Genomic DNA, 22,521 nt, shown 5'->3' with positions numbered 1-22,521 from the left:
ACGCTATGGCCTTACAGGGGGGAAAAATGGATAACCTGACACACTATCTGGCGACCACGTTAAGAACGCTACGCCATCAGCGAGGCTGGAGTTTATCGCGTCTGGCGGAGATCTCCGGCGTCTCAAAAGCCATGTTGGGGCAGATAGAGCGTAATGAATCCAGCCCGACAGTCGCAACGCTGTGGAAAATTGCGACGGGCCTGAACGTTCCATTCTCAATGTTTATTTCGCCTCCGCAGGCCGAATTTCCTCCGACCTTCGATCCCCAGCAGCAAGCGATGGTAATCACACCGCTGTTTCCGTGGGACCCTGAACTCTGTTTTGACTATTTTTCCCTATTGCTGGCGCCAGGCGCGGTCAGCGAATCAACGCCGCATAAAACCGGCGTTATCGAACATGTGGTGGTGATTCAGGGGCGGCTGGACATGTGTACTGGTGGGGTATGGCAAACCATAGACGCCGGTAAAGGTTTGCGTTTTGCCGGTGATATGGCGCATACCTATCGCAACAGTAGTGACCAGACGGTTCATTTTCACTCGCTGATCCATTACCCGCGTGATTAAGCGGGAAAACTATTTCGTTAGTTTGCGCTTCTGACTACAATAGCCGCCATTTCGCTGCTATTGGATAAGAAAGACTGTATGCGCCAGCAAACTCACTATCTCGAATTGTTAAGTCCGGCCCGTGACGCCGCAATTGCTCGCGAAGCGATTTTGCATGGCGCAGATGCCGTCTACATCGGTGGACCCGGTTTTGGCGCGCGTCATAACGCCAGTAACAGTCTGCGCGATATCGCCGATCTGGTCCCGTTTGCTCACCGTTACGGCGCCCGGATTTTTGTCACGCTGAATACTATCCTGCATGATGATGAGCTGGAGCCCGCGCAGCGGTTAATCACCGATTTGTACAACACCGGGGTGGATGCGCTGATTGTGCAGGATATGGGCATTCTGGAGCTGGATATCCCGCCGATTGAGCTTCACGCCAGTACACAGTGTGATATTCGTAGTGTGGAAAAAGCGAAATTTCTTGCCGATGTCGGTTTTTCACAGATTGTACTGGCGCGCGAGCTTAATTTGAGTCAGATAGCGGCTATTCATCAGGCTACTGACGCCACGATTGAGTTCTTCATTCATGGCGCGCTGTGTGTCGCTTATTCTGGGCAGTGTTATATCTCTCATGCGCAAACCGGGCGCAGCGCCAATCGGGGCGACTGTTCGCAGGCCTGTCGCTTACCGTATACGTTAAAAGACGATCAGGGGCGGGTGGTCTCTTACGAAAAACATTTGCTATCGATGAAAGATAACGATCAAACGGCTAACCTCGGCGCGTTGATCGATGCAGGCGTACGTTCCTTCAAGATTGAAGGGCGCTACAAAGACATGAGCTATGTCAAAAACATCACCGCGCATTATCGTCAGATGCTGGACGCGATTATCGAGCAACGTGGCGATCTGGCGCGTGCGTCGGTTGGTCGGACCGAACACTTTTTTGTTCCCTCCACGGAGAAAACATTCCATCGCGGCAGCACCGACTATTTTGTTAACGCGCGTAAAGGTGATATTGGCGCATTTGATTCACCAAAATTTATTGGCTTGCCGGTAGGCGAGGTGCTGAATGTGGCGAAGGATTATCTCGACGTAGAAGCTACGGAGCCGTTGGCGAATGGCGATGGTCTTAACGTGTTGATTAAGCGTGAAGTGGTGGGTTTTCGCGCCAATACGGTGGAGAAAACCGGTCATAACCGCTACCGCGTTTGGCCAAATGATATGCCTGCCGATCTGCATAAAGTCCGTCCGCATCATCCGTTGAATCGTAATCTGGATCATAACTGGCAGCAAGCGCTGACAAAAACCTCCAGTGAGCGCCGTGTGGCGGTTGATATCATGCTGGGCGGCTGGCAGGAACAGCTTATTCTGACGCTGACCAGTGAAGACGGTGTCTGCATCACGCATACGCTTGACGGGGTATTTGAGGAAGCCAATAACTCTGAAAAAGCGTTGAATAACCTAAAAGCCGGACTGGCGAAGCTGGGACAGACGCCTTACTACGCGCGTGATATGCAGGTGACATTACCGGCGGCGTTGTTCGTGCCAAATAGCCTGCTCAATCAGTTCCGTCGGGAGGCGATTGATATGCTTGACGCGGCGCGGCTGGCCCATTATCAACGAGGTCGTCGGAAACCCGTGGCGCAGCCTGCGCCGGTCTATCCGCAAACGCATCTCAGCTTTCTCGCTAATGTCTACAACCACAAAGCGCGGGAATTTTATCACCGTTACGGCGTACAATTGATTGATGCGGCCTATGAGGCGCATCAGGAGAAGGGCGAGGTACCGGTCATGATCACCAAACACTGCCTGCGTTTTGCGTTCAACCTTTGTCCTAAGCAGGCGAAAGGAAATATTAAGAGCTGGAAAGCCACGCCGATGCAGTTGGTGCATGGCGATGAGGTACTGACGCTAAAATTCGACTGTCGCCCTTGCGAAATGCATGTCATTGGCAAAATTAAAAACCATATCTTAAAAATGCCCCAGCCCGGCAGCGTTGTCGCTTCAGTGAGCCCTGAAGCGCTGATGAAAACGCTGCCGAAGCGCAGGGGCGTTTAATTAACGAAAATAGCTCTCTGGTTTGCGCGATTTCTGCCAGTTGTGGTGCTCGCGCAAGCCTTCCGCTGATTCTTCCGCTGCCGCCCGTAATTCATCGCTGTCGGCTTCGTGTCTAAGCTGGTGCCCTCCCGTCGCAAACCATACGAATGCGTGGTCTTGCTGTTTCGCCAGTAACTGGCCTGAAAACAGCGCACAGGTCAGTAAAACTACTGATAACGTTTTTGTAAACATCATACCACCTTCCAGTTACGTCGTGAGGCTATGATGCCAATAATTTCTTTGAGTTATTATTCAACACTTCAAATTAGCGAAAACGGTTTGTCAATAAGTGCGATAAGTTGTATGAGAAAATATACTTATACTCAGTATCTCAATTATAAAAATAACGAGCCAATTCGTTCCATGCGAAATTCATTATTTCCTGGAAGTATATTTTAAAGGTATTGTATTAGATGGTTTTGGTATTGCCAGGGGATTGTAAGCCATACTATTTATGGTGTGGTCAACTCTGGTGATGAGCCTCATTTTTTGTTGTTTCAACGAGTGAAGATAAATCTTCAGAAAAAAGGCTGTTATGAACTTGTAACGCTACATATTCAACAAGGTCGTTTAAACATAGCAGGCCATGAGAGGAACTTTCCTCAAGCATATTCATTAATATCTCATTCTTAAACAAACATGAATAAACTAGTTGAGTAACTGAGCTTTGTGTATGATTTGCATGAAATGTTGCATTCTTTAAGTTAGTATTCTCAATAACCTTTGCGGCTATTTTGTTTTTAATAGCGTCGTCAATAGGTGGTACACCTGCCTGGGCGATGCCCAGATTAATCCTGGAGGAGATGGCGGCTTTTCTTTCCTGTTCCTTCCAGTCACATAAATTACCCTTTTCTGCCATGTCGATAAGCGTCTCTTTTATATTTTTTAGGTCAACGGAAAATGTTATACCGCCGGATAGCGAGAGTAGTAACCGCTCAGGGAACAAGCAACATAGTGGTTCACAAACATAAGTGCTAGCTTTTATATTAATATCAGAATATCTTTTCAGGTGGGCAGACTGAGTATCAACACAGAGCACTGTTCTATTCATTATCTCATAATAGTAGTGATCCTGACGTATCACAATGCATAACGGAATATCTTCGTCATCTTTAATGCAGAGATTTGTATATTGATACTCAGCATCTTTATAGTGCTGAAAATGGAAATTTCCTCTGCATGATGGTGATGATAATTCATATAACTTGCAAAATAAATCAAATAAACGTTGCGCATCAGGCGGAGAGGCAACATCACATAATTCCTTTATATATTGATCGGCAGCGGATCTTCGCGTGCTACAGAAAAAATCTTTAATCTTTTCCCATAGTAACGTAAAGAAGGAACGTTGAGAGATGGCACTTTGAGAAAACATCTCACTCTTTAAAAACCCTCTCCCGATAGTAATTGGCATAGTTTAGACCACTAGTGATTATAAATACTTCATTACTGGAATAGGTGGTATTCAAAATATTATCCCATGTTGCCCATCGGTTTGCCTATCGGTGAAACACCTGATTTTTGCTTTGTCCTGAACGTTCAAATTGACCCGTAGTTTTAGTCATGCCCACGCCTCCTGGACATGAAGTATGTCAGGTAAAACGAATGAAACTAAAACGGTTTTCTTAATTTTCATATCATCATGTACCATAAGTAATGATTAATTACACACTATATTATTTTTAGATAAAGTAAATTGTTGCTCAACCGTGTAGAAATTTTCTTATAAGAAGTTAAACTGAAAGTATTATTAGGCTAACAACAATGAGATATTTAGCGGTAGGGCAGAAGGCCAATACTGATAGCACTTATGATATAAATGCCTTACTCTTTAGTTTCTGTCTTAATTATATTTGTTGTAACGATTAGCTGACGGATTTATTTCCAGTTGGGCGATAAAATTATAAAAACCTGCGAGGAGGCTCAAAATGAAGAAATCAGATGGTGAAATTCACGAAAAGACAGCATCCTGGGGCATTTTGCAGTCAGAATGGCTAAGAAAATGTGGACGGCTATTATTGCTGTTACTTTACCGTTTCGTTATCGGATGGGCTTTTTTTCAGTTACTCGCCATGATCGTAGCAGGGATATTTTTGTTAGGCGTCTTATTATTTCATCCCATAATATTTGTACAGACTATCGCAATCACTGAGAAGTTAAATCATGCTTCGCTTGATTTATGGCATATCCTTAAGTTATGCCTATGGCATTACGGTATCATCGCAGGGTTTATTTTTATGGCGGAGTGTACGTTAAGTAAAAGTATACGGCAGGTTCAGCGCTTGTCCAAAAAATTTGGGGCTCAGGATTTTTCTTCACGCCCGTGATCCGCCGCTGCAACCTGCGTTCTTACTGAATAATGGCTATGAGCAGCAGACCGAATTATCTCGGTTCGAGGGGGATTCTATGTGTTTGAACAACTGCGGTGAATCGTAATTTCAGATGCATTATCGCCGACAATCGACGCGTTCCTCACTAATTGCCTTCCTGACTATATAGTGGTCTTATCTTTGGCGAAACAATGTTATTTAGTTATGGAAGGCGACAACAACTGTACTACTGATTATCAAATAACCTTTCTGGTCAGGTAGACTCGCCTTTGTGAAAACACATCGTTATCTGTGCTCCTGGGACTCATTCCCTTGCCGCCTTTAAGCAACTCGAATTATTTTGGGTATAGAACAGGCGGCGTAATGGTCATATAAGCAAAATATAACCTCTCCGTTTGTGATAAGGCACAGATTACAGGGGGGAATGATGTTTATTTTAACCATCTGTTTAAGCGCTGTCCGCTAATCTTTACCTGCTCAAATACATAATCACCCCTGTGACTCTCGCGAGGTGTAACATATGGTAAAATGCGTATCTTCTTTCCTCCTGTTCAGCCTGTTGTCCGTTCAGGCAATGTCAGCTGAAAACCATATTGATCTCCACCAGCCAAAAGACTTTGTCGATATTACTACGGTCGCCCCCGACGTACAGGTAGACATGCGATACTTCACTTCCCATAACTTTGTTGGTCGCCCCATTAAAGGCTATAACGCGCCTGTTTGCCTGTTAACACGACCAGCCGCGAACGCAGTGAAGCAGGTCGCCGATCGTTTACGCCCCTTCGGACTTACCTTAAAAATATATGATTGCTACCGTCCGCAAAGCGCAGTGAATGACTTTATCGCGTGGGCCAAAGATCCTTCTCAAAACCAAATGAAAAACGAATTTTATCCGCAAGTAGAGAAAAAGCGTCTGTTTGAGGAAGGTTATCTTGCCGCCAGATCCGGCCACAGTCGGGGAAGTACGCTTGATCTAACAATTGTTCCACTCGACAGTAAAATACCGATATACCATCCCGGACGACCACTGGTGAATTGTACTGCGTCCGCGGCGCAACGCTCGCCAGATAATAGTTTGGATTTTGGTACCGGCTTTGACTGTTTTAGTCCGTTATCCCATCCCGATAATGCCATGCTTACCGCTCAGCAACGCGCAAATAGGTTGTTATTACAAACATTGATGCGTGATGCGGGCTTTACGCCACTGGATACCGAATGGTGGCACTTCTCCCTTACTCATGAACCATACCCGAACACCTGGTTTGACTTTCCCGTTAAGCAGAGACCCTGAAACGGCGTTTTGTTGCGAAATCTAATCATTACGCCTGTTGGAAAGCACCATAACAGTTAGCAAATCATTGTTAATTTTAACAACTGATATACACTGCGGTTGCCACCTGCAAGCAGCGCTCAATGAGAACGAATAATGAAAAAATATCAACGTCTGGCGGAGCAAATTAGAGAACAAATCGCCTCTGGCGTTTGGCAGCCCGGCGATCGATTACCCTCGCTGAGGGAGCAGGTCGCCAGTAGCGGCATGAGTTTTATGACTGTCGGTCATGCGTACCAGTTGCTGGAAAGTCAGGGACGGATTATCGCCCGTCCGCAATCCGGTTATTATGTCGCGCCGCATCCGGTTTGTCGGTCAGTCGCGACGGCAGCGCACGTTATTCGGGATGAAGCCGTAGATATCAATACCTATATTTTTGAGATGCTGCAGGCCAGCCGTGATACCTCAGTGGTGCCTTTTGCTTCAGCGTTTCCCGATCCGCGTCTGTTTCCCTTGCCGCAATTGAACCGATCTCTGGCGCAGGTCAGTAAAACCGCGACGGCAATGAGCGTCATCGAAAATTTGCCGCCAGGTAATGCTGAATTGCGCTATGCAATAGCACGCCGTTACGCGCAGCAGGGGATTACCGTTTCTCCTGACGAGATCGTCATTACCGCTGGCGCGCTGGAAGCGTTGAATCTTAGTTTACAAGCAGTGACGGCGCCGGGAGACTGGGTGGTGGTGGAGAACCCCTGTTTCTACGGTGCGCTACAGGCCCTGGAGCGATTGCGCCTGAAAGCGTTGTCGATACCCACCGATGTTAAAGAAGGTATCGATCTTATGGCGCTGGAACAAGCGTTACAGGAATATCCGGTTAAAGCGTGCTGGTTAATGACCAACAGCCAGAATCCGTTAGGGTTCACGCTGAGCGCTGAGAAAAAAGCGCGGCTGGTTGCGTTACTCACGCACCATAACGTGATGCTAATTGAAGATGATGTTTATAGCGAACTCTACTTTGGCCGCGAGAAACCTCTGCCCGCCAAAGCATGGGATCGCGACGATACCGTGTTGCATTGTTCGTCTTTTTCCAAATGTCTGGTTCCCGGTTTTCGCATTGGCTGGGTTGCGGGAGGAAGCCATGCCAGACAAATTCAGCGTTTGCAGTTAATGAGCACATTATCCACCAGTTCCCCCATGCAATTGGCGTTAGTGGATTATCTCTCGACACGTCGATATGACGCGCATCTGCGTCGATTGCGAAGGCAGCTTGCCGAACGTAAACAGCAAGCCTGGCAAACCCTTTTGCGCCATCTCCCGGCGGAAGTAAAAATTCACCATAACGATAGCGGTTATTTTCTTTGGCTGGAGCTACCTGAGCAGCTTGATGCCGGTGAACTTAGCGCCAAAGCGCTTGAACACCTTATCAGTATCGCGCCGGGGAAAATGTTTTCAACGTCCGGCGCCTGGACGCGTTTCTTTCGTTTTAACACCGCATGGCATTGGGGAGAACGGGAAGAACAGGCCGTAAAACAGCTTGGCAGCCTGATTCGCGAGATGCTGAGCGCTAAAAGCCTTGTGTGAGGTGGAATGCGTGTCAGCTCACAACCTGACTAAATTTCCCGAGTGTGCCGGGTGAGCATCTGGCGCGCCGTCTATTTTTAGGAAAGCGGCGGCCCGTTCGCCGGAAATCGATTAATGACGATATGGGAAAATGCTATGCAATATCAATTACTGATTAATGGCGTGCTGGTGGACGGCGAGGGAGAAAGGCAGTCTGTTTATAACCCGGCGACAGGCGAGGTCATACTTGAGATTGCGGAAGCGTCGCCCGCGCAGGTTGACGCCGCAGTGCTGGCCGCCGATAGCGCGTTTGCCGAATGGGGGCAGACCACACCCAAAGCACGGGCGGAATGTCTGTTAAAACTGGCGGACAGCATCGAGCAAAACGCCCTTGAGTTCGCCCGGCTTGAATCGCAAAACTGCGGTAAGCCTTTGCACTGCGTAATTAATGATGAAATTCCGGCAATCGTGGATGTCTTTCGCTTTTTTGCCGGCGCGGCCCGTTGTTTGAGTGGGCTGGCGGCGGGCGAATATCTGGAAGGACATACGTCGATGATCCGCCGGGATCCGATTGGCGTAGTTGCCTCTATCGCGCCGTGGAATTATCCGCTCATGATGGCGGCCTGGAAGCTGGCGCCAGCGCTGGCGGCAGGTAACTGCGTGGTGATTAAGCCTTCTGAAATCACGCCGCTGACGGCACTTAAACTTGCCGCGCTGGCGAAGGATATCTTTCCGCCGGGGGTGCTCAATGTCCTGTTCGGACGAGGGCAGACTGTTGGCGATGTATTGACCGGCCATGAAAAAGTACGCATGGTCTCTTTAACCGGTTCTATCGCGACCGGGGAGCATATTCTGCGCCATACTGCGCCAGCGATAAAACGTACGCATATGGAACTCGGTGGTAAAGCCCCGGTGATTGTTTTTGATGACGCCGATCTGGATGCGGTGGCGCAGGGCGTCCGGACTTTTGGTTTCTATAATGCCGGACAGGATTGTACTGCGGCGTGCCGTATATATGCGCAGCGCGGTATCTATGATGCGCTGGTCGAAAAGCTAGGGAACGCGGTGAGCAGCCTGAAAATGGGCGCGCCGGAGGATAAGTCGACAGAGCTGGGGCCGTTAAGTTCGCTGGCGCACCTGAAGCGCGTCACAGCGGCTGTAGAGGAGGCGAAGGCCCTCAGCCATATCCGTGTGATTACTGGCGGAAGTCAAACGGAAGGTAAAGGTTACTATTTCGCTCCGACGTTGCTGGCAGACGCAAAACAGGAAGATGCCATCGTGCAACGCGAGGTCTTCGGCCCGGTGGTCAGTATAACCGTCTTTGATGATGAAGATCAGGTTCTGAGGTGGGCCAACGATTCTCGCTATGGTCTGGCATCCTCCGTCTGGACTCAGGACGTCGGGCGGGCGCACCGGCTTAGCGCCAGATTGCAGTATGGCTGTACCTGGATTAATACCCATTTCATGTTGGTTAGCGAGATGCCGCATGGAGGGCAAAAACAGTCGGGATACGGCAAAGATATGTCATTGTATGGTCTGGAAGACTACACTCTTGTCCGCCACATCATGGTTAAGCATTAAGGATCATTTACTGTTCAGAAAAATCATGAAAAAATAGGCGGGTGTTGGCGGAGAGGGGGACCTCCCCGCCAACATGCGCAGCAAGTACTCAAAGGTTGAACACCTCAAGCAAACCAGCCGAATCTCAACGAGATCAGACCCAAAAGTCCTGCAGCAGCAAAGACATTAATCAGCACGACGGTTTTACTGGAAACATTCATTTTCGCCACCTTTCATCATAACCCCTATGGGTATAGTACGGGTTGGCGAGATCCGCAATAATACGTAAACAGGATATTCTGTGAGCGGAGCCGTGCATTGAGAACGTTTTGCTGTTAAGGCTGACAAACCTTGATGTGTGTCAAATAAAAAGAGCATATTGCGCGCGTTTTTCCTCTGGTTGGCGCGGATGCCTGATATGACCCTCTTTCAAAAGATATTAATTTTTTACGCCGTCATGGCGGTGATATCATCCCTGATCACCTGGTTTTTGACTCATGACAAAAAACGAATTCGTTTCCTGAGCGCCTTTTTGGTTGGCGCGACATGGCCGATAAGTTTCCCCGTCGCGTTGCTGTTTTCGCTTTTCTGACCTCAAGCCCGATACAGGTTACCGGGCATGGTTTTTCCGCCAGGTCAGGCTATCAGGGCAATTAATTGCTCTCTGTCTACGTCGGTAACGTCCTGCGGATGCCGATATCCTGCGTTCTCATTGGCCAGGGTATACAGCGCAACAAGCCAGTCATAGACATAGCGGCTGGCGGCGTGAACGGGCTGTTCGTCAAGCTTTGTTAGACGCAACATTGTCGAACGCGGCGTTGCGGCGAAAATGGCTGCGCCTTTCTGAACGCGGCTGGCCGGGCGTTGGGCCTCCTCGATATTTGTGTAGCCGAGCCAGGCGATGAAGTTACCAATGATGGCATGAAGCTGCGCGCCGCTCACCTCCTCGCGCTGCATGGTTTTCTGTAACTGCTGAGGTAAACCGAGGCGATAGCTGGCGGTAATTAAAATCTCCGCCACGGCGTTGAGCATCTGCGGTTCCAGTCCCAGACGCTGCGCATTATCCCGGCAGTGGGCCCACTGGCGCAGATGATTGATCCACATTTTGTGCGCCTGGTAGCCTGTTTCATGACCTTCTGACGCTGAAGCGCGCGTTGGTTCGTCGGCAAAGAGATCGATCGCGTCATTAAATAAACCGCTGACCTGTTCTTCTCGCGACTGTCGGGTGCGCAGCAACGCTTCGAAGTTCTGTACCGGCGGTAACAGCCCGGCCAGCAGGTCGCCATGTCTGGCGGCCTGGGCCTGAAGACGCCGGATCACGGTTTCAACCGGTAGCCGCGCGTCATCAAACATCGGTAACAGATCGCGCACGCGGCCTCGCAGTTGTTCGCGTAACGCCTGTAAGCGCGCCTGTCGCTGTGGTGCCGATGTCGCCTGCGATAACCACTCCACCAAACGCTGCATACTGTGTTTATCCAGCGCCTGCAACGTTCCCCAATGCACGCCAGGTTTACCCATCAACTGCTGGACGGCTTCATCCAGATTTTGCTGGGTGGCAAAACGGGCATCCTGTGGAGTAATAGCCCAGACGACGCCGGGTAACGCTGATTCATGCTGCGGCTGCGTGGCGTTAACCCACTCCAGTAAGTGACGGGCGGCGGCGGATGTTTGCGAGCGAGATGCCAGAGCATTGCAAATCACCAGAACATCGGGCTGTACCTGTTGACGGTAATGGGCCAGCATCCAGCCTAATTTCGCCCGCCATAACGGATGAGGATGACTGTCTGGCGCGACCGGAATATCCAGTAAATCAACATTATCCAGTACGCTGTTTTCAACGGTTAGCACCAGTTCGCGGGTAAGCAGCGCCAGAGAATCAAGCGAAAGGCTGACCGCATTGAGCAGTCGGCCTTCCTTAACCGGATGCACCACCACATCGCTTTGCGTATCGCTGGCGGTTAGCGCCATTTGCGTCAGGAAGTTTTCCGCCGGTAAGCCAAAATGATCGACCAGCAGGCTGAGCGGCGCCGCCAGTTCCCCGGCATGGCTGGTTTGTTGCAACATATGCGCCAGCGCCAGCCATTGCTGGGTGATCTCCGGTTGCTCTCCCCACAGTAATGCCCAGGCGTGCGCCCGTGTCGTGAGATCCAGCGCAGGCAAGAGCGAGGCAAAGTGTTGCCATGTCGCATCATCAATATGTTGTCTGGCGGACGGAAGACAAGAGCGCCAGAAACTCGCGATGGTCGCGACCTCTTCAGCGGTAACGCCGGGGACGGGCTGCGGTTGGCGAAGCGATTGCCATTTCTCCAGGCGTGATGTGATAATGGATTTTTCGACCTGGCGACAAATGTGGGACGAGCTGGTCCAGGCAATAAAGATCTGCACCAGTTCGGCTTCACTGATCAAGCGCAGGCGCAACGGCCAGCTGTTCTCGTTTGAAAAAATGTCGCGCGTAAAGCGAATAGCCATATTCGCTGGCGCATGACCCGGATTGATGTGGCTGAAATAATCATAGTCACGGTCCGGCGTGATAATTTCCAGCTTGCCATTCTCGTTACCGCATAGCGTCGTTAACAGATGCGCTTTTGCGGATTGCGCATACCCGTACAGACCAACGCAGCCATGTGATGCGCAGGCGGCGTTGAGCGCTGACTCATCCGCCGCGGCAAGCGTAAGTTGCGCCAGCAGAGCGTCGGCTTCGTCATCCAGTCGCGTTGCGTAACGGCGCGTGTTGTTAACCCACTCGATAACAGCCTGGGTGGTGTTTAACGGTTTTGTCATTTCAGGTATACACTCCCACTATCTATCCAGTAGTGGCTGCCGCTGTGGCGACGGTCAGCCAGCGTATTCAATTTTAATGTCAGCGCATCGGCGGCGACCGGCGTCCCGTCCTGGAGCCAGGCATCACTTAATATGAACGATTCCGGGGCGCTATCTTTGCTACTGCCGCGTAATTTCAGTCGCACATTCAGTACGCCGTCGCCAGCGATGGTTTTCGCCAGTTCAGCGGAATTAATGCTCAGGCAATAGAGTGGGGTTGCCGGCCAGCGACTGTTCGCCAGTTGACGAAAGCCCAACGTCACGTTGCCGCGTAGCGGAAAATGCAGGCGAGCGTCCAGCGTTGCGCCGGGTTTATCCAAATCGATCTCGTGATACCAGATATTTTCATCGCGAAGCGTATTAACGGTATTATCCAGTACGCCAAGATAACGCACAGTCGAATACGCGCCGATATCAGCCGCTTTAAAATTGAAACGCGGCAGACGTAAGTCCAGCGCCAGGCTGCATAACATCGCGCCTACCGCGGCAGTGGATTTTGGATTGCCGATACGCCCTTGCTGACTGAAGGGATACCATTCATGTACCTGATACTTATCCATCCACACAATGCGATTAACCGGCACCGGTTGTAAGTGCCGGATGAGCGCCTGTACGCCGGGTAAACAGGTCGGTCTCCCCGTCACCAGCAAGATATCGCAGTGATAGTGGGAGATCGCTTCGCAGACCGCATGAAGCGGCGTTGTCAGCGTAAACTGACCGGCCAGCAGAGCCTCCTGAAGCTGGCTAAACTGGATTTGCAACGGCACATTGAATATATCAAATGTCGGCGAACCAGACGGTAAGGCATGATCGATCGCCTGCTGGATATAGTTCATCACGTTGCTCGTTGGGCGGCGGATCAGCAGATCGCCAAATGTCGCATGTAAACCAGCAAACGGATCGTTAATGTCGCTTTGCTCCCAGGCGGAAAGTACCGCATGGCCCAGCGGCATAAATAATTGCAGCGCCGTTTGCTGGCGCAAAATGGCCTGAGTATCAATTCGTCCCGAATCGCCAAATAAGGTCGCCAGCAGGGCGGCGGCATCCGTAACGCCTGCTCGTTGCAACGCCGTTTGCAGGGAAGGGAGTACGCAGCGCTGAATGATATCCAATAGCAGATCGTCCCCGGCGACTTTAAAACCTTCGCGAAACAGGAGGTGAGGCGTAATTTTTACATTGGCCCCCACGCCGTCATCTAACTGATAGTGAACGATCGCCATATCCGTCGTGCCGCCACCGATATCAATCGATGCCACGCGCAACGCGCGTCCGGGGACGACGCCGGGTTCAGGTTGGCGATCCGGTCTGGCCAGCGCATTAAAAAAGGATTCGGTACGCCCGGCGTAATGCGAAATGGCTTCGTTATAAAGCCATACCAGTTGGCCGCAACTTGCTTCGTCCCATTCCATCTGTATTTCTGGTACCGGCACCACGCTTTTTTCACGCTGCTTAGGCGTGGTGAAATCCTCATCCTGCGGATGCCAGCCCATGGCTTTCCAGACCAGCGCCAGCGCTTCAAACATTCGCTGGCGGAAAATTTCTCGCTCCTGTTTCGGCATAGCGGAAGGCAGCGTTAAAATCAGGGTGCGTAGCTGGCGCGGCGAGGCGGGAAAGCCGAGTCGCAGCCGGGTGGCGACGCTGTTAATTTGCCCCAGCGCCTGAGCCAGAATTTCGCACAACATATGCGTCATCAAGGTGCTACGGCTGTATTGCGGCGAAAAAACCGGTAGCCTTTCTTCATGCGGCAGGCGGAATAACGGCTGTCCGTCGTCGTTCATCAGATTCATCAGCGGAAACGCGGTGGCAAGCGGTTCGCGCTGCGTTTTACCGTGGATCTGACTAAAACGCCAGTCCTGCAAGGCGGGGGTTTCATCCCACAGGTAGCGGCGCGGGCTGGAGATGCCGCTGCTGCCTTCGGTGCCCACACGCTGCATAGCAAGGGCGCGAGCCTCGTCGCCCACACGCACAATGGAAGGCCAGACAAAGGCGTCGTCTCGTCCGCTTTCGACAGAAAAGTGTTGCTTGCCAAAGCGCGCTTCTGAGAATTCCACCCGGCTGGTAAATAAAGGATCGTTCAGATACTGCGGCTCGCTTAAAGAACGCACCTGAAGCTCTGCCGTCTGGCGTAACCCGTCATTCGCATCGCCATGATCCTCGATCAAGACGCCGCAGGTATGCGTATTGCCGACATCCAGAATCAGATCGACCGGGATTGCGGGCGTGCTTAACGTATGTGTCACAAACTTTACTTCCGGCACCGTAAGCTGTTCGCCTAACAGCGTCAGTAAATTCAACCAGTGCGCCTGATACTCAAAGCTACGCAGCGCTTGTTGTATGGCCTGTTCCGAACGGTTTTCCACCTGTGAGGCATACTGAAGAAACGACTCGCGCAGCCAGCCGTCAATCCATGTCTGGTCAAGAAAATCGGCAACTTCTTCATCGCGCCAGGCGAGCGCAAAACGTGTGCCATTGAGCAGATCGTTTTCGCAAGGCGCCAACGCCGCAGGCATATTTTTTGCCAGCTGACTGTCGAAGGCGAGGGTGATGCGGTGTGTGTTTCCGGCGCTATCTGGCTCGCTGAGTTTACGTACCTGAATGCGCGCCCAGTTATCCGGCCCGTCAATAAAGGTACGCGGCGGATTAAAACGCAGGAACGGCAGGGGGAGCCAGATTCCGTCGAGTACATCCAGAGAATAGTGCAGCGTCTGAGTGCTTTCCGGTTTCACGACTTCGGGTTGGCCGCCAGCACGTCCTGGCAACGTGTAGCGCCCGCTGGTCAGATCAAAATCGAGGCGCAGTAGCGGACCGTTTGCCGTTTTGCGCACAAAACGTCCGTAGTGGGCCGACTCTTGCGGCGTTAAGCCAAAATCAAGAAACTGGACGCCGCTGTTTGCAATGAGCGTGACGCTCTGTTTGTAATCACACAGATTGACCAACATAAAATCAGGCACCTATCTTTTTAAACGTCAACGGAATTGCCGCGTGGTCGCCATAACGGGCGGTACAGGTTGCGACGTCATTGACGCCTGCTTTACAGGTAATTTCCGGCATCGGATAACGTGAACCGTCGGTGCAGCGCGCATTGCCGCGACTTTTAATCATCAGCTCGCCCGTTTGATGCAGACCAGAGAAAATTTCCGCCCGACAAACCACGTTATCGCCATGTACTACGCGCGCGATACCTTTGTTATTTTGGATCTGATAACGCAGAGAGGGCGGCTTGCCGGTAATCGGATCTTTGACATCCACGCTGACCCGCCAGCTACCGTTTAAAAAGCGCGTGGTTCCAAGCTTCATCTGCGTACTGTCCATCACCAGTGCGTCTTTGGGGATAGCGGCAATAATAACAGGCGCTTCCGGCAACGGCGCCGCTTTGGGGGCGGGCGTCACCTCAGCGCGATGCAGCGGCAAATGCGCGGTGAGTTCAGGCAATGGGGTAACGTCAGTTTTCGCGGTAGCGACAGGCGCGGCGCGAACAGGAGAGGCCCCGTCAACGGATGAAGATGGCCAGAAAAAAGGCGTGGCGACGGCGGCGATAACCACGGCAGCGACAGGTAAGCTCCACAGCGGTAGACGGCGAGCTCTTTTCGCCTCAGCAACCGGGATGGGTGTGGCCGGCTTCGGCTCGCTAACGATAACGGGCGGCGCAACAGGTTCCTCCGGCATTTTCGGCGGCTCAATGACAGACGTTAACAAGGGTTCATCCGCCTGACTAAACGCCGCCTCTACCAGCGGCTTTTCTTCGGGCTCCGGCTCCGGCTCGACCAGAGGGATGTCGGGGATTGCCTCGGTTATCCGCAGGCAGTCCAGCACATCATCGCGTGTATTTTCGTTGAGATTAACGAATCCCCAGAAGGTGATAACCGGTTTGCCGTTAACCAGGAAAACATGATTTTCGCCGGGAAATTGCGTCGCTTTCTCAAGTAGCGATCCAAATAGCTGAAGCGCTGTTTTACCGGATTGCAGACTTTTGCGACTGAGTGCAGCCGCGCTTTCAAAAGTGCTGGCTAAATAACGTAAAGCCCGAGAACGTGTCTCTTCGTCAGCCGCTTTCCACGCTATCGCCTGACCTTCAATCGGCGAATACCAGTCAACCCGATCGCCATTATCGTTAAGTTGCGGAATCGCCAGACAGTCAACCATCGCCTGCTGTTTACGCAGACGAAGCGTTTCGCGAATTTGCAATGCTGATTCAAATACGGCCTGACCGCCGCCGCCCACGGCCTGATAATCATCCAGATTGCCGCTGCGCAAGAGAGATTTTGCCACGTTGTTATCCCTTAGACTTCTTCACGCGTCTACTTTACGGGGTCTATACGCAAGCAAACGGCGGAAGAAAGGCAAAAAGGCGCGAATTCTCGGTCTATTAAGCCCCGTGTTTTCACTTGACGTAAGTTAAATCAGGAGGGCGGCGGCGAATTACCGCATCGGGCGACAATAACGCGTATAATAGGCGAATCATGCTGTTACAGAATAAAGAGTAGGAGAGCTTATGTCGCACCTGGAGGAAGTGAGCGCCCGCGTGGATGCCGCCATCGCGGAGAGCGTAATTGCCCATATGAATGAATTGCTGATTGCCTTGAGCGATGACGCTGAATTACGTCGCGAAGATCGTTATGTGCAGCAGCAGCGTTTACGCACGGCTATCGCGCATCACGGCAGGCAATATCAAGAAGATCGGGACGCGCGCCGCGAGCAGCTCACCAAAGGCGGCACGATCCTGTAACCCATTAAAACTGGCGCTTCGCAATCAGCCATGCGCCAATGACCAGCAACAGCGCGCCAAACGCCGGCCCGACCATTGCGCGTAACGTGACGCCGTGGCTACGCGCGATATCCAGCGCCAGTCCGCCGATTAACTGGCTGGCGACCAGTACCGCGATAGTCGTCGCGGCGCCAACGTTCTGATACCCGCTAATGCTGGCAAATACAAAAAATGACCCCAGCAGACCGGGGATCAATGTCCACCAGCGAACGCTGGCGACCAGCTCGCCGAAACCCGCAGCGCCTTGCTTAAACCACAATATCGTCACAAATAAAACGATCCCTACCAGCGAGTTCAACAGCATAGCGATCAGAATCGTCGATGATGTCTGCGTAATACGCACCATAATACTGTTTTGTACCACCAGCCCGACGCCGGCGGCGATCAAAAAGATAAGCGTCAGCGACTGGTTCATCAGCAGGCGTCCGGCGCGGCGTGTTCATCAAGCTGGAGCTGCATAAACGTAAGATCTAACCAACGGCCAAATTTTACGCCGACCTGCGGCATTTGCGCGGTGACGGTAAATCCCAGCGAATGATGCAGGCGTATCGAGGCGGCATTCTGTGACTCAATACCGGCCACCATCACATGCTTGCCGCAGCGTCGGGCTTCGTCGATCAGTCTGCTGAGCAGTTTTCGCCCCAGTCCTTTCCCCTGGTGCGCCGGATGAACATAAACCGAGTGCTCGACGGTATAGCGAAAACCGTCGAAACTGCGCCAGTCGCCAAATGATGCATAGCCAGTCACCACGCCATTTTCTTCGCTTACCAGCACCGGATAGCCCAGCAATTGACGGGCCTCATACCAGGCAAGGCGGTTATCCGTATCGACCGTCCGATCGTTCCAGATGGCCGCAGTATGTAATACCGCATGGTTATAGATTTCGGTAATCGCGGCGCAGTCTGCTTTATCGGCAAAGCGAATCGTCATAGGGAACCCCAGGGAATGTTTACGATAGTGTTAGAAATACTATTGAAGGCGGCATAAATCAACGAATTAGCGCAAGAATTCATGTTTAGCGAGGAGGGGGGGAAAGTCGTTCATAAAAGCGCACAGCCTGATATCTGAGAGTGTTTAACTCCCTCAGAAAGCTAATGTTCGACTATTATTGATGGATTATGCCAGGCATGAGGAGAATAGAATGAAGCAACAGACCAACCGAAATCGTCGTTGGGTTTTGGCCTCGCGTCCCCACGGCGCGCCGCAGATGGATAACTTCCGCCTCGAAGAAGATGACGTCGCGACGCCCGGTGAAGGGCAGGTGCTATTGCGTACCGTTTTTTTATCACTCGACCCTTATATGCGTGGCCGCATGAGCGATGAACCCTCTTATGCGCCGCCTGTTGAACCTGGCTGCGTTATGGTTGGCGGTACGGTTAGTCGCGTTGTCGCGTCAAACCATCCTGATTACCGACCAGACGAATGGGTGTTGAGTTACAATGGTTGGCAGGATTATGACATTTCAGATGGCGAAGGGTTGGTAAAGCTGGGTGATAATCCGCAACATCCTTCCTGGTCGCTGGGTATTTTAGGAATGCCGGGGTTTACCGCCTATATGGGGTTATTGGATATCGGCCAGCCGAAAGAGGGCGAAACGCTGGTTGTCGCCGCCGCCACTGGCCCCGTAGGCGCAACGGTTGGGCAAATTGGCAAGCTGAAGGGCTGCCGGGTCGTGGGTATTGCTGGCGGCGCGGAAAAATGCCGTCATGCGACAGACGTTCTGGGATTTGATCTGTGCCTTGATCATCACGCTGATAATTTCCCACAACAGCTTGCGCAGGCCTGCCCGCAGGGTATCGATATCTATTATGAGAATGTCGGTGGTAAAGTCTTTGACGCCGTCTTACCGCTACTGAATACGTCGGCGCGGATTCCGCTCTGCGGTCTGGTCAGCGGCTACAATGCGACAGCGTTGCCGGACGGTCCAGACAGACTGCCTCTGCTGATGGCAACATTACTTAAAAAGCGTATTCGCCTGCAAGGTTTTATCATCAACCAGGACTATGGTCACCGGATACATGAGTTTCAGCAAGAAATGGGGCGTTGGATCAAAGAAGGGAAAATACATTACCGGGAGCAGATTACTGATGGGCTGGAAAATGCGCCAGAAGCGTTTATGGGGCTGCTGGCGGGGAAGAACTTTGGCAAAGTCGTGATACGTTTAGCGGACGATGCGTAAAGAAAAAATGGCGGCATTATGTCGCCATAAAAATGTGCAAATTTTAAAATTCCGGCTTTACTTATATTCATCATTCAGATCGCGGTGGGGCAGCTTATCTCCCTCAGCGGCCTGAACCGGTCAAAAATCTCGATACATGAAGGAATGACGGAGATAAAACGGTTGCCATAAAGAAACCTGTATTGTTGTAAAAGATGAGAATATCACGCAAGTAAATTATCACTTTTATTTATTTGGCCGTTCAGGCCTGGATTATCTTTTTTACAATTAAGTTCCGAAACTTCTTCGGGACTCGATTGCGATGTTGTTCTGCCAAGAGGTGAAGGAAGGAAAATGCCGGGTACGGAAAAAACACAACATATAAGCCTGACCACACAGGTTGAAAATCGGTTAAAGCATCAATTGTCTATTGGCGCATTAAAACCAGGCGCAAGGCTTATCACTAAAAATATCGCTCAAGAGTTAGGCGTCAGTATTACGCCGGTGCGTGAGGCTCTGTTAAGGCTGGTCTCTTCCAGTGCTTTGGCGGTGGCGCCAGCACAGGCGTTTATGGTGCCGGAGATCTCGCTGGAAAGTTTGCTGGAAATTAATACGATTCGTACTGCCCTGGAGGAGATGGCGGTGGTCGCCGCTGCGGGTAAGATTACCCCGGATCGCGAGCAGACGCTGAATGCGCTATTAGATGAATTTCAACAGGCGCTGGAAAGTGGCGTTATGGAGAAAATTCTTTTGGCCAACCGCGCATTCCGCTTTGAGATCTACCACTACGCGGATATGCCAACGCTGTATGCCATGATCGAGCAATTATGGGTACGCCTGGGGCCAAGCCTGCATTTTTTATATGATAATTTTAAACTTGATGATTATCAAAACGGCGTTAATCTGTACAGAAAATTGCTTAATGCGTTAGTGACTGGTGATAAAGAAGCCAGTCGCCACTGCCTACAGAACGTTTTGCAACAAAACGTAGCGACGATTAAAAATCAGTACGTCATGTAACTATGGCTTATCAATAGCGGGGATTCCCCGCTATTGCCGGATATTTGCCGGATATTTATTCAAATTGCCATGCCAGATTAATCCCCACGCCATAGTTACGCCCTGGCGCTGGCTCATAATATCGGCCATTAGATTCATTAACGATCACCGAACCGATATATTCTTTATCAAATAGATTATCTACCCGCCCAAAAATATCGACGGTAAGCTGACTGTAATTAAATTTATACCCTGTATTTAGTCCAACAACGGTATACGAAGGCGCTTTGGCGGTATTTTCATCATTGGCCATGATATCGCCCATATAGCGAACGTCTGTTCCGGCGTACCACCCCTCATCCGGGATAAAACCTAATGAGGCGAATCCCATATTACGGGCGATGCCGGGCATCCGGTTTCCATCACAGTTTTGCCCCTGGCAAACGTTACTGCGATAGGTCGCATCCAGCCAGGTCCATGATGCTTTCACCCGCCAGTCGCCGGCGAAGCGCTGGTCCAACGAGAGTTCTGCGCCCTGGCGGCGTGTTTTGCCCGCGTTTTTGTAGGTAGTGCGTCCTCCCATACTACTGGCGACGACAATCTCATCATCGGTATCGGTTTGAAATAACGCGGCGGTCAACAAGCCATTGCCAATCCGCGTCTTACTGCCGACTTCCACCGTATCATTGGTCGACGGTTTGAGGTCAAAGTTGAACCCGCTTTGGCCGTCAGTGCGATAAGAAAGCTCATTGATAGTGGGAGTTTCAAATCCGCGACCGGCAGCAAGATAGAGATTCCAGGCGTCAGTTAACGCATATTTTAGCGATCCAGCGGGTAGCCAGTGGTGATAGCTGGCGTCGCCGCTGTCATCGCCATTGCCGGGCGCGATATAGTGATCGTTAGAATCGAACCACACGGAACTGTAGCGCACGCCAGCATCCAGCGAGAGTTTTTGCGTAAGCTGCCACTGGGTTTGCAGATAAGGATCGACATTCCACATCAGGTTACGCTCATCCCGGCGTAAATCGCCTTTATGCCCAAACTCAGGGGTGCCGTTGTTGAGAAGGAAGTTATTGTAACCCTTGCGGTTTTCGCTCATATTTTCATAATTTAATCCGCCAGTGAAGGTGACTGGCACGCCTAATTCTCCCCGGTGAGTCCAGCGGGAATCAATGCCCTGATAGTGGCGTTGCAGTGTAATTACGCCGCCAGCCTGGGCTGGTTTTAGCTGTGCCACCAGGGGAATAGACTGGTATTGCGTGGTTTCCCGCTCTCCGGCGTAGGCCATCACGCTGATATCATCCTGCGCGCTGAGCTGACGTTCATAACGCAATCCTGCCTGAGTTTGTTTGATGGTTTTACGCGTATTGTACTGTTCAGCGCGCGGCGCCTGTTGCGGATCGGCTTTCCATTCAGATTCGGTGAGTCCGCCGGGATCGTCCGCCTTAATGTCCACACTATTAAAAATCAGCGAGAGTTTACTGACATCGTCAAGGCGCACGCCCAGTTTGGCATTAGCCAGATTTTTTCGCGCGCCGCTGTGATCGCGGTAGCCGTGGGTGGTGAAACGGGTAGTCGATACCGTGTAATCCACGTCGCCAGGCTGTGTGCCGTCACCCATCGCGCCCGTGGCTTTTAGCCCATAGCGCCAGCTTCCATAACTGCCGTAGTAGCTGCTGGCCTCAAGGGTGGGCGGCTGTCTCCCGGTTTCGGTGGTGACATTTATTACGCCGCCGGAAGCATTGCCGTATAGCGCTGAGAAGGGGCCGCGTAACACTTCAACGTCTTGTATGCTGTTAATATCAATATTCGAAATCTGGCCTTGTCCATCCGGCATGGTGGCGGGAATGCCATCAACATACAGACGAATGCCGCGCACGCCAAAGGCGGAACGCGAGCCAAATCCACGGATAGAGATTTGCAGATCCTGCGCGTAGTTCTGCCGGTTCTGCACCTGCAATCCCGGGACGCTGGTTAAAGACTCAGATAAATTGACGCGCGGCGTCGCCAGACGCATGTCTTCTCCCTCAATGACGCTAACGGCGGCAGGTGTATCCAGTTCGGATACGCTTTGCGGCGTTGCGGTGACTATCATGGTTTGTTCATTGGGCGCGCTGGCGGCCTGAAGAACCGGGGAGAAGGTCAGAGGCAATAAGAGGGCGGGATAAAGTCGCTGTCTAACGGAAATAATTTTCATGAAAATGCCGGATAAATGTAAGCGTATCAACGGAAAACGTGACATTAAGGGTAGTCAATATGTAAAGTTTTGAAATTTTAATCGCACATTAAGTTAAGAAAATGTGCGGTATTTAAGAGCCATGACATTCGCAGGCGAGGAAAAGCTCCACTTTCTGATAAATAATGATTATTATTCTCAACTTATAATAAGTGCGGAACGAAGATCCCGCGCAGTG

Annotated in this window: 19 protein-coding genes and 1 pseudogene; 11 read left to right on the top strand and 9 right to left on the bottom strand. The window is 51.3% G+C overall.

Annotation, left to right across the window (positions count from 1 at the left end):
• Positions 1-26 precede the first annotated feature (26 nt).
• Together OLG56_RS11235 and OLG56_RS11230 are read left to right on the top strand one after the other, a co-directional pair.
• Positions 27-563, top strand: coding sequence for a helix-turn-helix domain-containing protein (locus tag OLG56_RS11235; RefSeq protein WP_000369550.1), 537 nt, complete (start codon positions 27-29; stop codon positions 561-563).
• A 78-nt stretch (positions 564-641) separates the two neighbouring features.
• The gene (locus OLG56_RS11230; protein ID WP_061377317.1) at positions 642-2,606 is read left to right on the top strand and encodes a peptidase U32 family protein; all 1,965 of its coding nucleotides are present in this window, start codon (positions 642-644) and stop codon (positions 2,604-2,606) included.
• Here OLG56_RS11230 and OLG56_RS11225 read toward each other — a convergent pair whose 3' ends face one another.
• A complete protein-coding gene (locus OLG56_RS11225) occupies positions 2,607-2,837 on the bottom strand; it encodes a YncJ family protein (protein WP_001537894.1) in 231 nt (76 codons plus the stop codon).
• 271 nt (positions 2,838-3,108) lie between these two features.
• Positions 3,109-4,059 carry an SPI-2 type III secretion system effector SifB gene (sifB, locus tag OLG56_RS11220; RefSeq protein WP_023230066.1) on the bottom strand — a complete coding sequence of 317 codons (951 nt, stop codon included), beginning with the start codon at positions 4,057-4,059 and terminating at the stop codon, positions 3,109-3,111.
• A 514-nt stretch (positions 4,060-4,573) separates the two neighbouring features.
• Here sifB and ugtL point away from each other — a divergent pair.
• The 5 genes and pseudogenes from ugtL to patD all read left to right on the top strand — a co-directional run bounded on the left by ugtL (position 4,574) and on the right by patD (position 9,386).
• Positions 4,574-4,972: a regulatory protein UgtL gene (gene ugtL / locus OLG56_RS11215; RefSeq protein ID WP_000747901.1), complete on the top strand. Its 399-nt coding sequence runs from the start codon at positions 4,574-4,576 to the stop codon at positions 4,970-4,972.
• A 32-nt stretch (positions 4,973-5,004) separates the two neighbouring features.
• Positions 5,005-5,236, top strand: a pseudogene (locus OLG56_RS11210) (hypothetical protein).
• Positions 5,237-5,495: 259 nt separating this feature from the next.
• Positions 5,496-6,266 carry a M15 family metallopeptidase gene (locus OLG56_RS11205; RefSeq protein ID WP_000237722.1) on the top strand — a complete coding sequence of 257 codons (771 nt, stop codon included), beginning with the start codon at positions 5,496-5,498 and terminating at the stop codon, positions 6,264-6,266.
• Between the two features lie 135 nt (positions 6,267-6,401).
• Positions 6,402-7,826, top strand: coding sequence for a GntR family transcriptional regulator YdcR (gene ycdR / locus OLG56_RS11200; RefSeq protein WP_000760688.1), 1,425 nt, complete (start codon positions 6,402-6,404; stop codon positions 7,824-7,826).
• A gap of 114 nt (positions 7,827-7,940) precedes the next feature.
• On the top strand, positions 7,941-9,386 hold the full coding sequence (gene patD, locus OLG56_RS11195; protein WP_000158095.1) for an aminobutyraldehyde dehydrogenase: 1,446 nt from the start codon (positions 7,941-7,943) through the stop codon (positions 9,384-9,386).
• Between the two features lie 104 nt (positions 9,387-9,490).
• On the opposite strand, the gene yncL is transcribed toward patD, so the two are convergent.
• The gene (yncL, locus tag OLG56_RS11190; RefSeq protein ID WP_001103198.1) at positions 9,491-9,586 is read right to left on the bottom strand and encodes a stress response membrane protein YncL; all 96 of its coding nucleotides are present in this window, start codon (positions 9,584-9,586) and stop codon (positions 9,491-9,493) included.
• 197 nt (positions 9,587-9,783) lie between these two features.
• On the opposite strand from yncL, the gene OLG56_RS11185 reads away from it, so the two are divergent.
• Entirely contained in the window at positions 9,784-9,957 is a 174-nt protein-coding gene (locus tag OLG56_RS11185; RefSeq protein WP_000171943.1) for a GhoT/OrtT family toxin, read from the top strand.
• 44 nt (positions 9,958-10,001) lie between these two features.
• On the opposite strand, the gene srfC is transcribed toward OLG56_RS11185, so the two are convergent.
• From srfC to srfA, 3 genes are read right to left on the bottom strand one after another with little or no spacing between them, the layout of a single operon-like run.
• On the bottom strand, positions 10,002-12,146 hold the full coding sequence (gene srfC / locus OLG56_RS11180) for a virulence-associated effector SrfC (RefSeq protein WP_000165643.1): 2,145 nt from the start codon (positions 12,144-12,146) through the stop codon (positions 10,002-10,004).
• The gene (locus OLG56_RS11175) at positions 12,143-15,124 is read right to left on the bottom strand and encodes a virulence factor SrfB (protein ID WP_000960830.1); all 2,982 of its coding nucleotides are present in this window, start codon (positions 15,122-15,124) and stop codon (positions 12,143-12,145) included. The genes srfC and OLG56_RS11175 overlap by 4 nt, the downstream gene beginning before the upstream one ends.
• Before the next feature lie 4 nt (positions 15,125-15,128).
• The gene (srfA, locus tag OLG56_RS11170; RefSeq protein WP_001129947.1) at positions 15,129-16,454 is read right to left on the bottom strand and encodes a virulence-associated effector SrfA; all 1,326 of its coding nucleotides are present in this window, start codon (positions 16,452-16,454) and stop codon (positions 15,129-15,131) included.
• Between the two features lie 223 nt (positions 16,455-16,677).
• Between srfA and OLG56_RS11165 the strand changes: the two genes are divergently transcribed.
• Complete coding sequence (locus OLG56_RS11165; RefSeq protein WP_000018720.1) at positions 16,678-16,911, top strand: YdcY family protein; 234 nt, start codon at positions 16,678-16,680, stop codon at positions 16,909-16,911.
• Between the two features lie 4 nt (positions 16,912-16,915).
• Here OLG56_RS11165 and OLG56_RS11160 read toward each other — a convergent pair whose 3' ends face one another.
• Positions 16,916-17,365: a DMT family transporter gene (locus tag OLG56_RS11160; protein WP_001076565.1), complete on the bottom strand. Its 450-nt coding sequence runs from the start codon at positions 17,363-17,365 to the stop codon at positions 16,916-16,918.
• Positions 17,365-17,880 carry an L-methionine sulfoximine/L-methionine sulfone acetyltransferase gene (mddA, locus tag OLG56_RS11155; RefSeq protein WP_000155373.1) on the bottom strand — a complete coding sequence of 172 codons (516 nt, stop codon included), beginning with the start codon at positions 17,878-17,880 and terminating at the stop codon, positions 17,365-17,367. The genes OLG56_RS11160 and mddA overlap by 1 nt, the downstream gene beginning before the upstream one ends.
• Positions 17,881-18,091: 211 nt before the next feature.
• On the opposite strand from mddA, the gene curA reads away from it, so the two are divergent.
• Both curA and mcbR read left to right on the top strand, forming a co-directional pair.
• Entirely contained in the window at positions 18,092-19,129 is a 1,038-nt protein-coding gene (curA, locus tag OLG56_RS11150; protein WP_001517827.1) for an NADPH-dependent curcumin/dihydrocurcumin reductase, read from the top strand.
• Between the two features lie 333 nt (positions 19,130-19,462).
• Positions 19,463-20,128, top strand: coding sequence for a colanic acid/biofilm transcriptional regulator McbR (mcbR, locus tag OLG56_RS11145; RefSeq protein ID WP_001119593.1), 666 nt, complete (start codon positions 19,463-19,465; stop codon positions 20,126-20,128).
• A gap of 55 nt (positions 20,129-20,183) precedes the next feature.
• Here the strand turns inward: mcbR and pqqU are convergent, their stop codons facing one another.
• Complete coding sequence (pqqU, locus tag OLG56_RS11140; protein WP_061377318.1) at positions 20,184-22,304, bottom strand: TonB-dependent receptor PqqU; 2,121 nt, start codon at positions 22,302-22,304, stop codon at positions 20,184-20,186.
• Positions 22,305-22,521: the final 217 nt, after the last annotated feature.

It is taken from the genome of Salmonella sp. 2018103, from assembly GCF_026247685.1.
Classification (GTDB): Bacteria; Pseudomonadota; Gammaproteobacteria; order Enterobacterales; family Enterobacteriaceae; genus Salmonella; species Salmonella enterica.
Note: the sequence above shows the minus strand (reverse complement) of the source record. Positions and strands in the feature narration are given on the sequence as shown.

Excerpts from the sequence above, each read along its gene's own strand:
- OLG56_RS11175 (WP_000960830.1), bottom strand. The coding sequence starts at position 15,124 with ATGTTGGTCAATCTGTGTGATTACAAACAGAGCGTCACGCTCATTGCA.
- OLG56_RS11225 (WP_001537894.1), bottom strand. The coding sequence starts at position 2,837 with ATGTTTACAAAAACGTTATCAGTAGTTTTACTGACCTGTGCGCTGTTT.
- ugtL (WP_000747901.1), top strand. The coding sequence starts at position 4,574 with ATGAAGAAATCAGATGGTGAAATTCACGAAAAGACAGCATCCTGGGGC.
- mcbR (WP_001119593.1), top strand. The coding sequence starts at position 19,463 with ATGCCGGGTACGGAAAAAACACAACATATAAGCCTGACCACACAGGTT.
- OLG56_RS11205 (WP_000237722.1), top strand. The coding sequence starts at position 5,496 with ATGGTAAAATGCGTATCTTCTTTCCTCCTGTTCAGCCTGTTGTCCGTT.
- pqqU (WP_061377318.1), bottom strand. The coding sequence starts at position 22,304 with ATGAAAATTATTTCCGTTAGACAGCGACTTTATCCCGCCCTCTTATTG.
- srfC (WP_000165643.1), bottom strand. The coding sequence starts at position 12,146 with ATGACAAAACCGTTAAACACCACCCAGGCTGTTATCGAGTGGGTTAAC.
- ycdR (WP_000760688.1), top strand. The coding sequence starts at position 6,402 with ATGAAAAAATATCAACGTCTGGCGGAGCAAATTAGAGAACAAATCGCC.
- OLG56_RS11230 (WP_061377317.1), top strand. The coding sequence starts at position 642 with ATGCGCCAGCAAACTCACTATCTCGAATTGTTAAGTCCGGCCCGTGAC.
- OLG56_RS11185 (WP_000171943.1), top strand. The coding sequence starts at position 9,784 with ATGACCCTCTTTCAAAAGATATTAATTTTTTACGCCGTCATGGCGGTG.
- OLG56_RS11235 (WP_000369550.1), top strand. The coding sequence starts at position 27 with ATGGATAACCTGACACACTATCTGGCGACCACGTTAAGAACGCTACGC.
- sifB (WP_023230066.1), bottom strand. The coding sequence starts at position 4,059 with ATGCCAATTACTATCGGGAGAGGGTTTTTAAAGAGTGAGATGTTTTCT.
- yncL (WP_001103198.1), bottom strand. The coding sequence starts at position 9,586 with ATGAATGTTTCCAGTAAAACCGTCGTGCTGATTAATGTCTTTGCTGCT.
- OLG56_RS11165 (WP_000018720.1), top strand. The coding sequence starts at position 16,678 with ATGTCGCACCTGGAGGAAGTGAGCGCCCGCGTGGATGCCGCCATCGCG.
- OLG56_RS11160 (WP_001076565.1), bottom strand. The coding sequence starts at position 17,365 with ATGAACCAGTCGCTGACGCTTATCTTTTTGATCGCCGCCGGCGTCGGG.
- curA (WP_001517827.1), top strand. The coding sequence starts at position 18,092 with ATGAAGCAACAGACCAACCGAAATCGTCGTTGGGTTTTGGCCTCGCGT.
- patD (WP_000158095.1), top strand. The coding sequence starts at position 7,941 with ATGACGATATGGGAAAATGCTATGCAATATCAATTACTGATTAATGGC.
- mddA (WP_000155373.1), bottom strand. The coding sequence starts at position 17,880 with ATGACGATTCGCTTTGCCGATAAAGCAGACTGCGCCGCGATTACCGAA.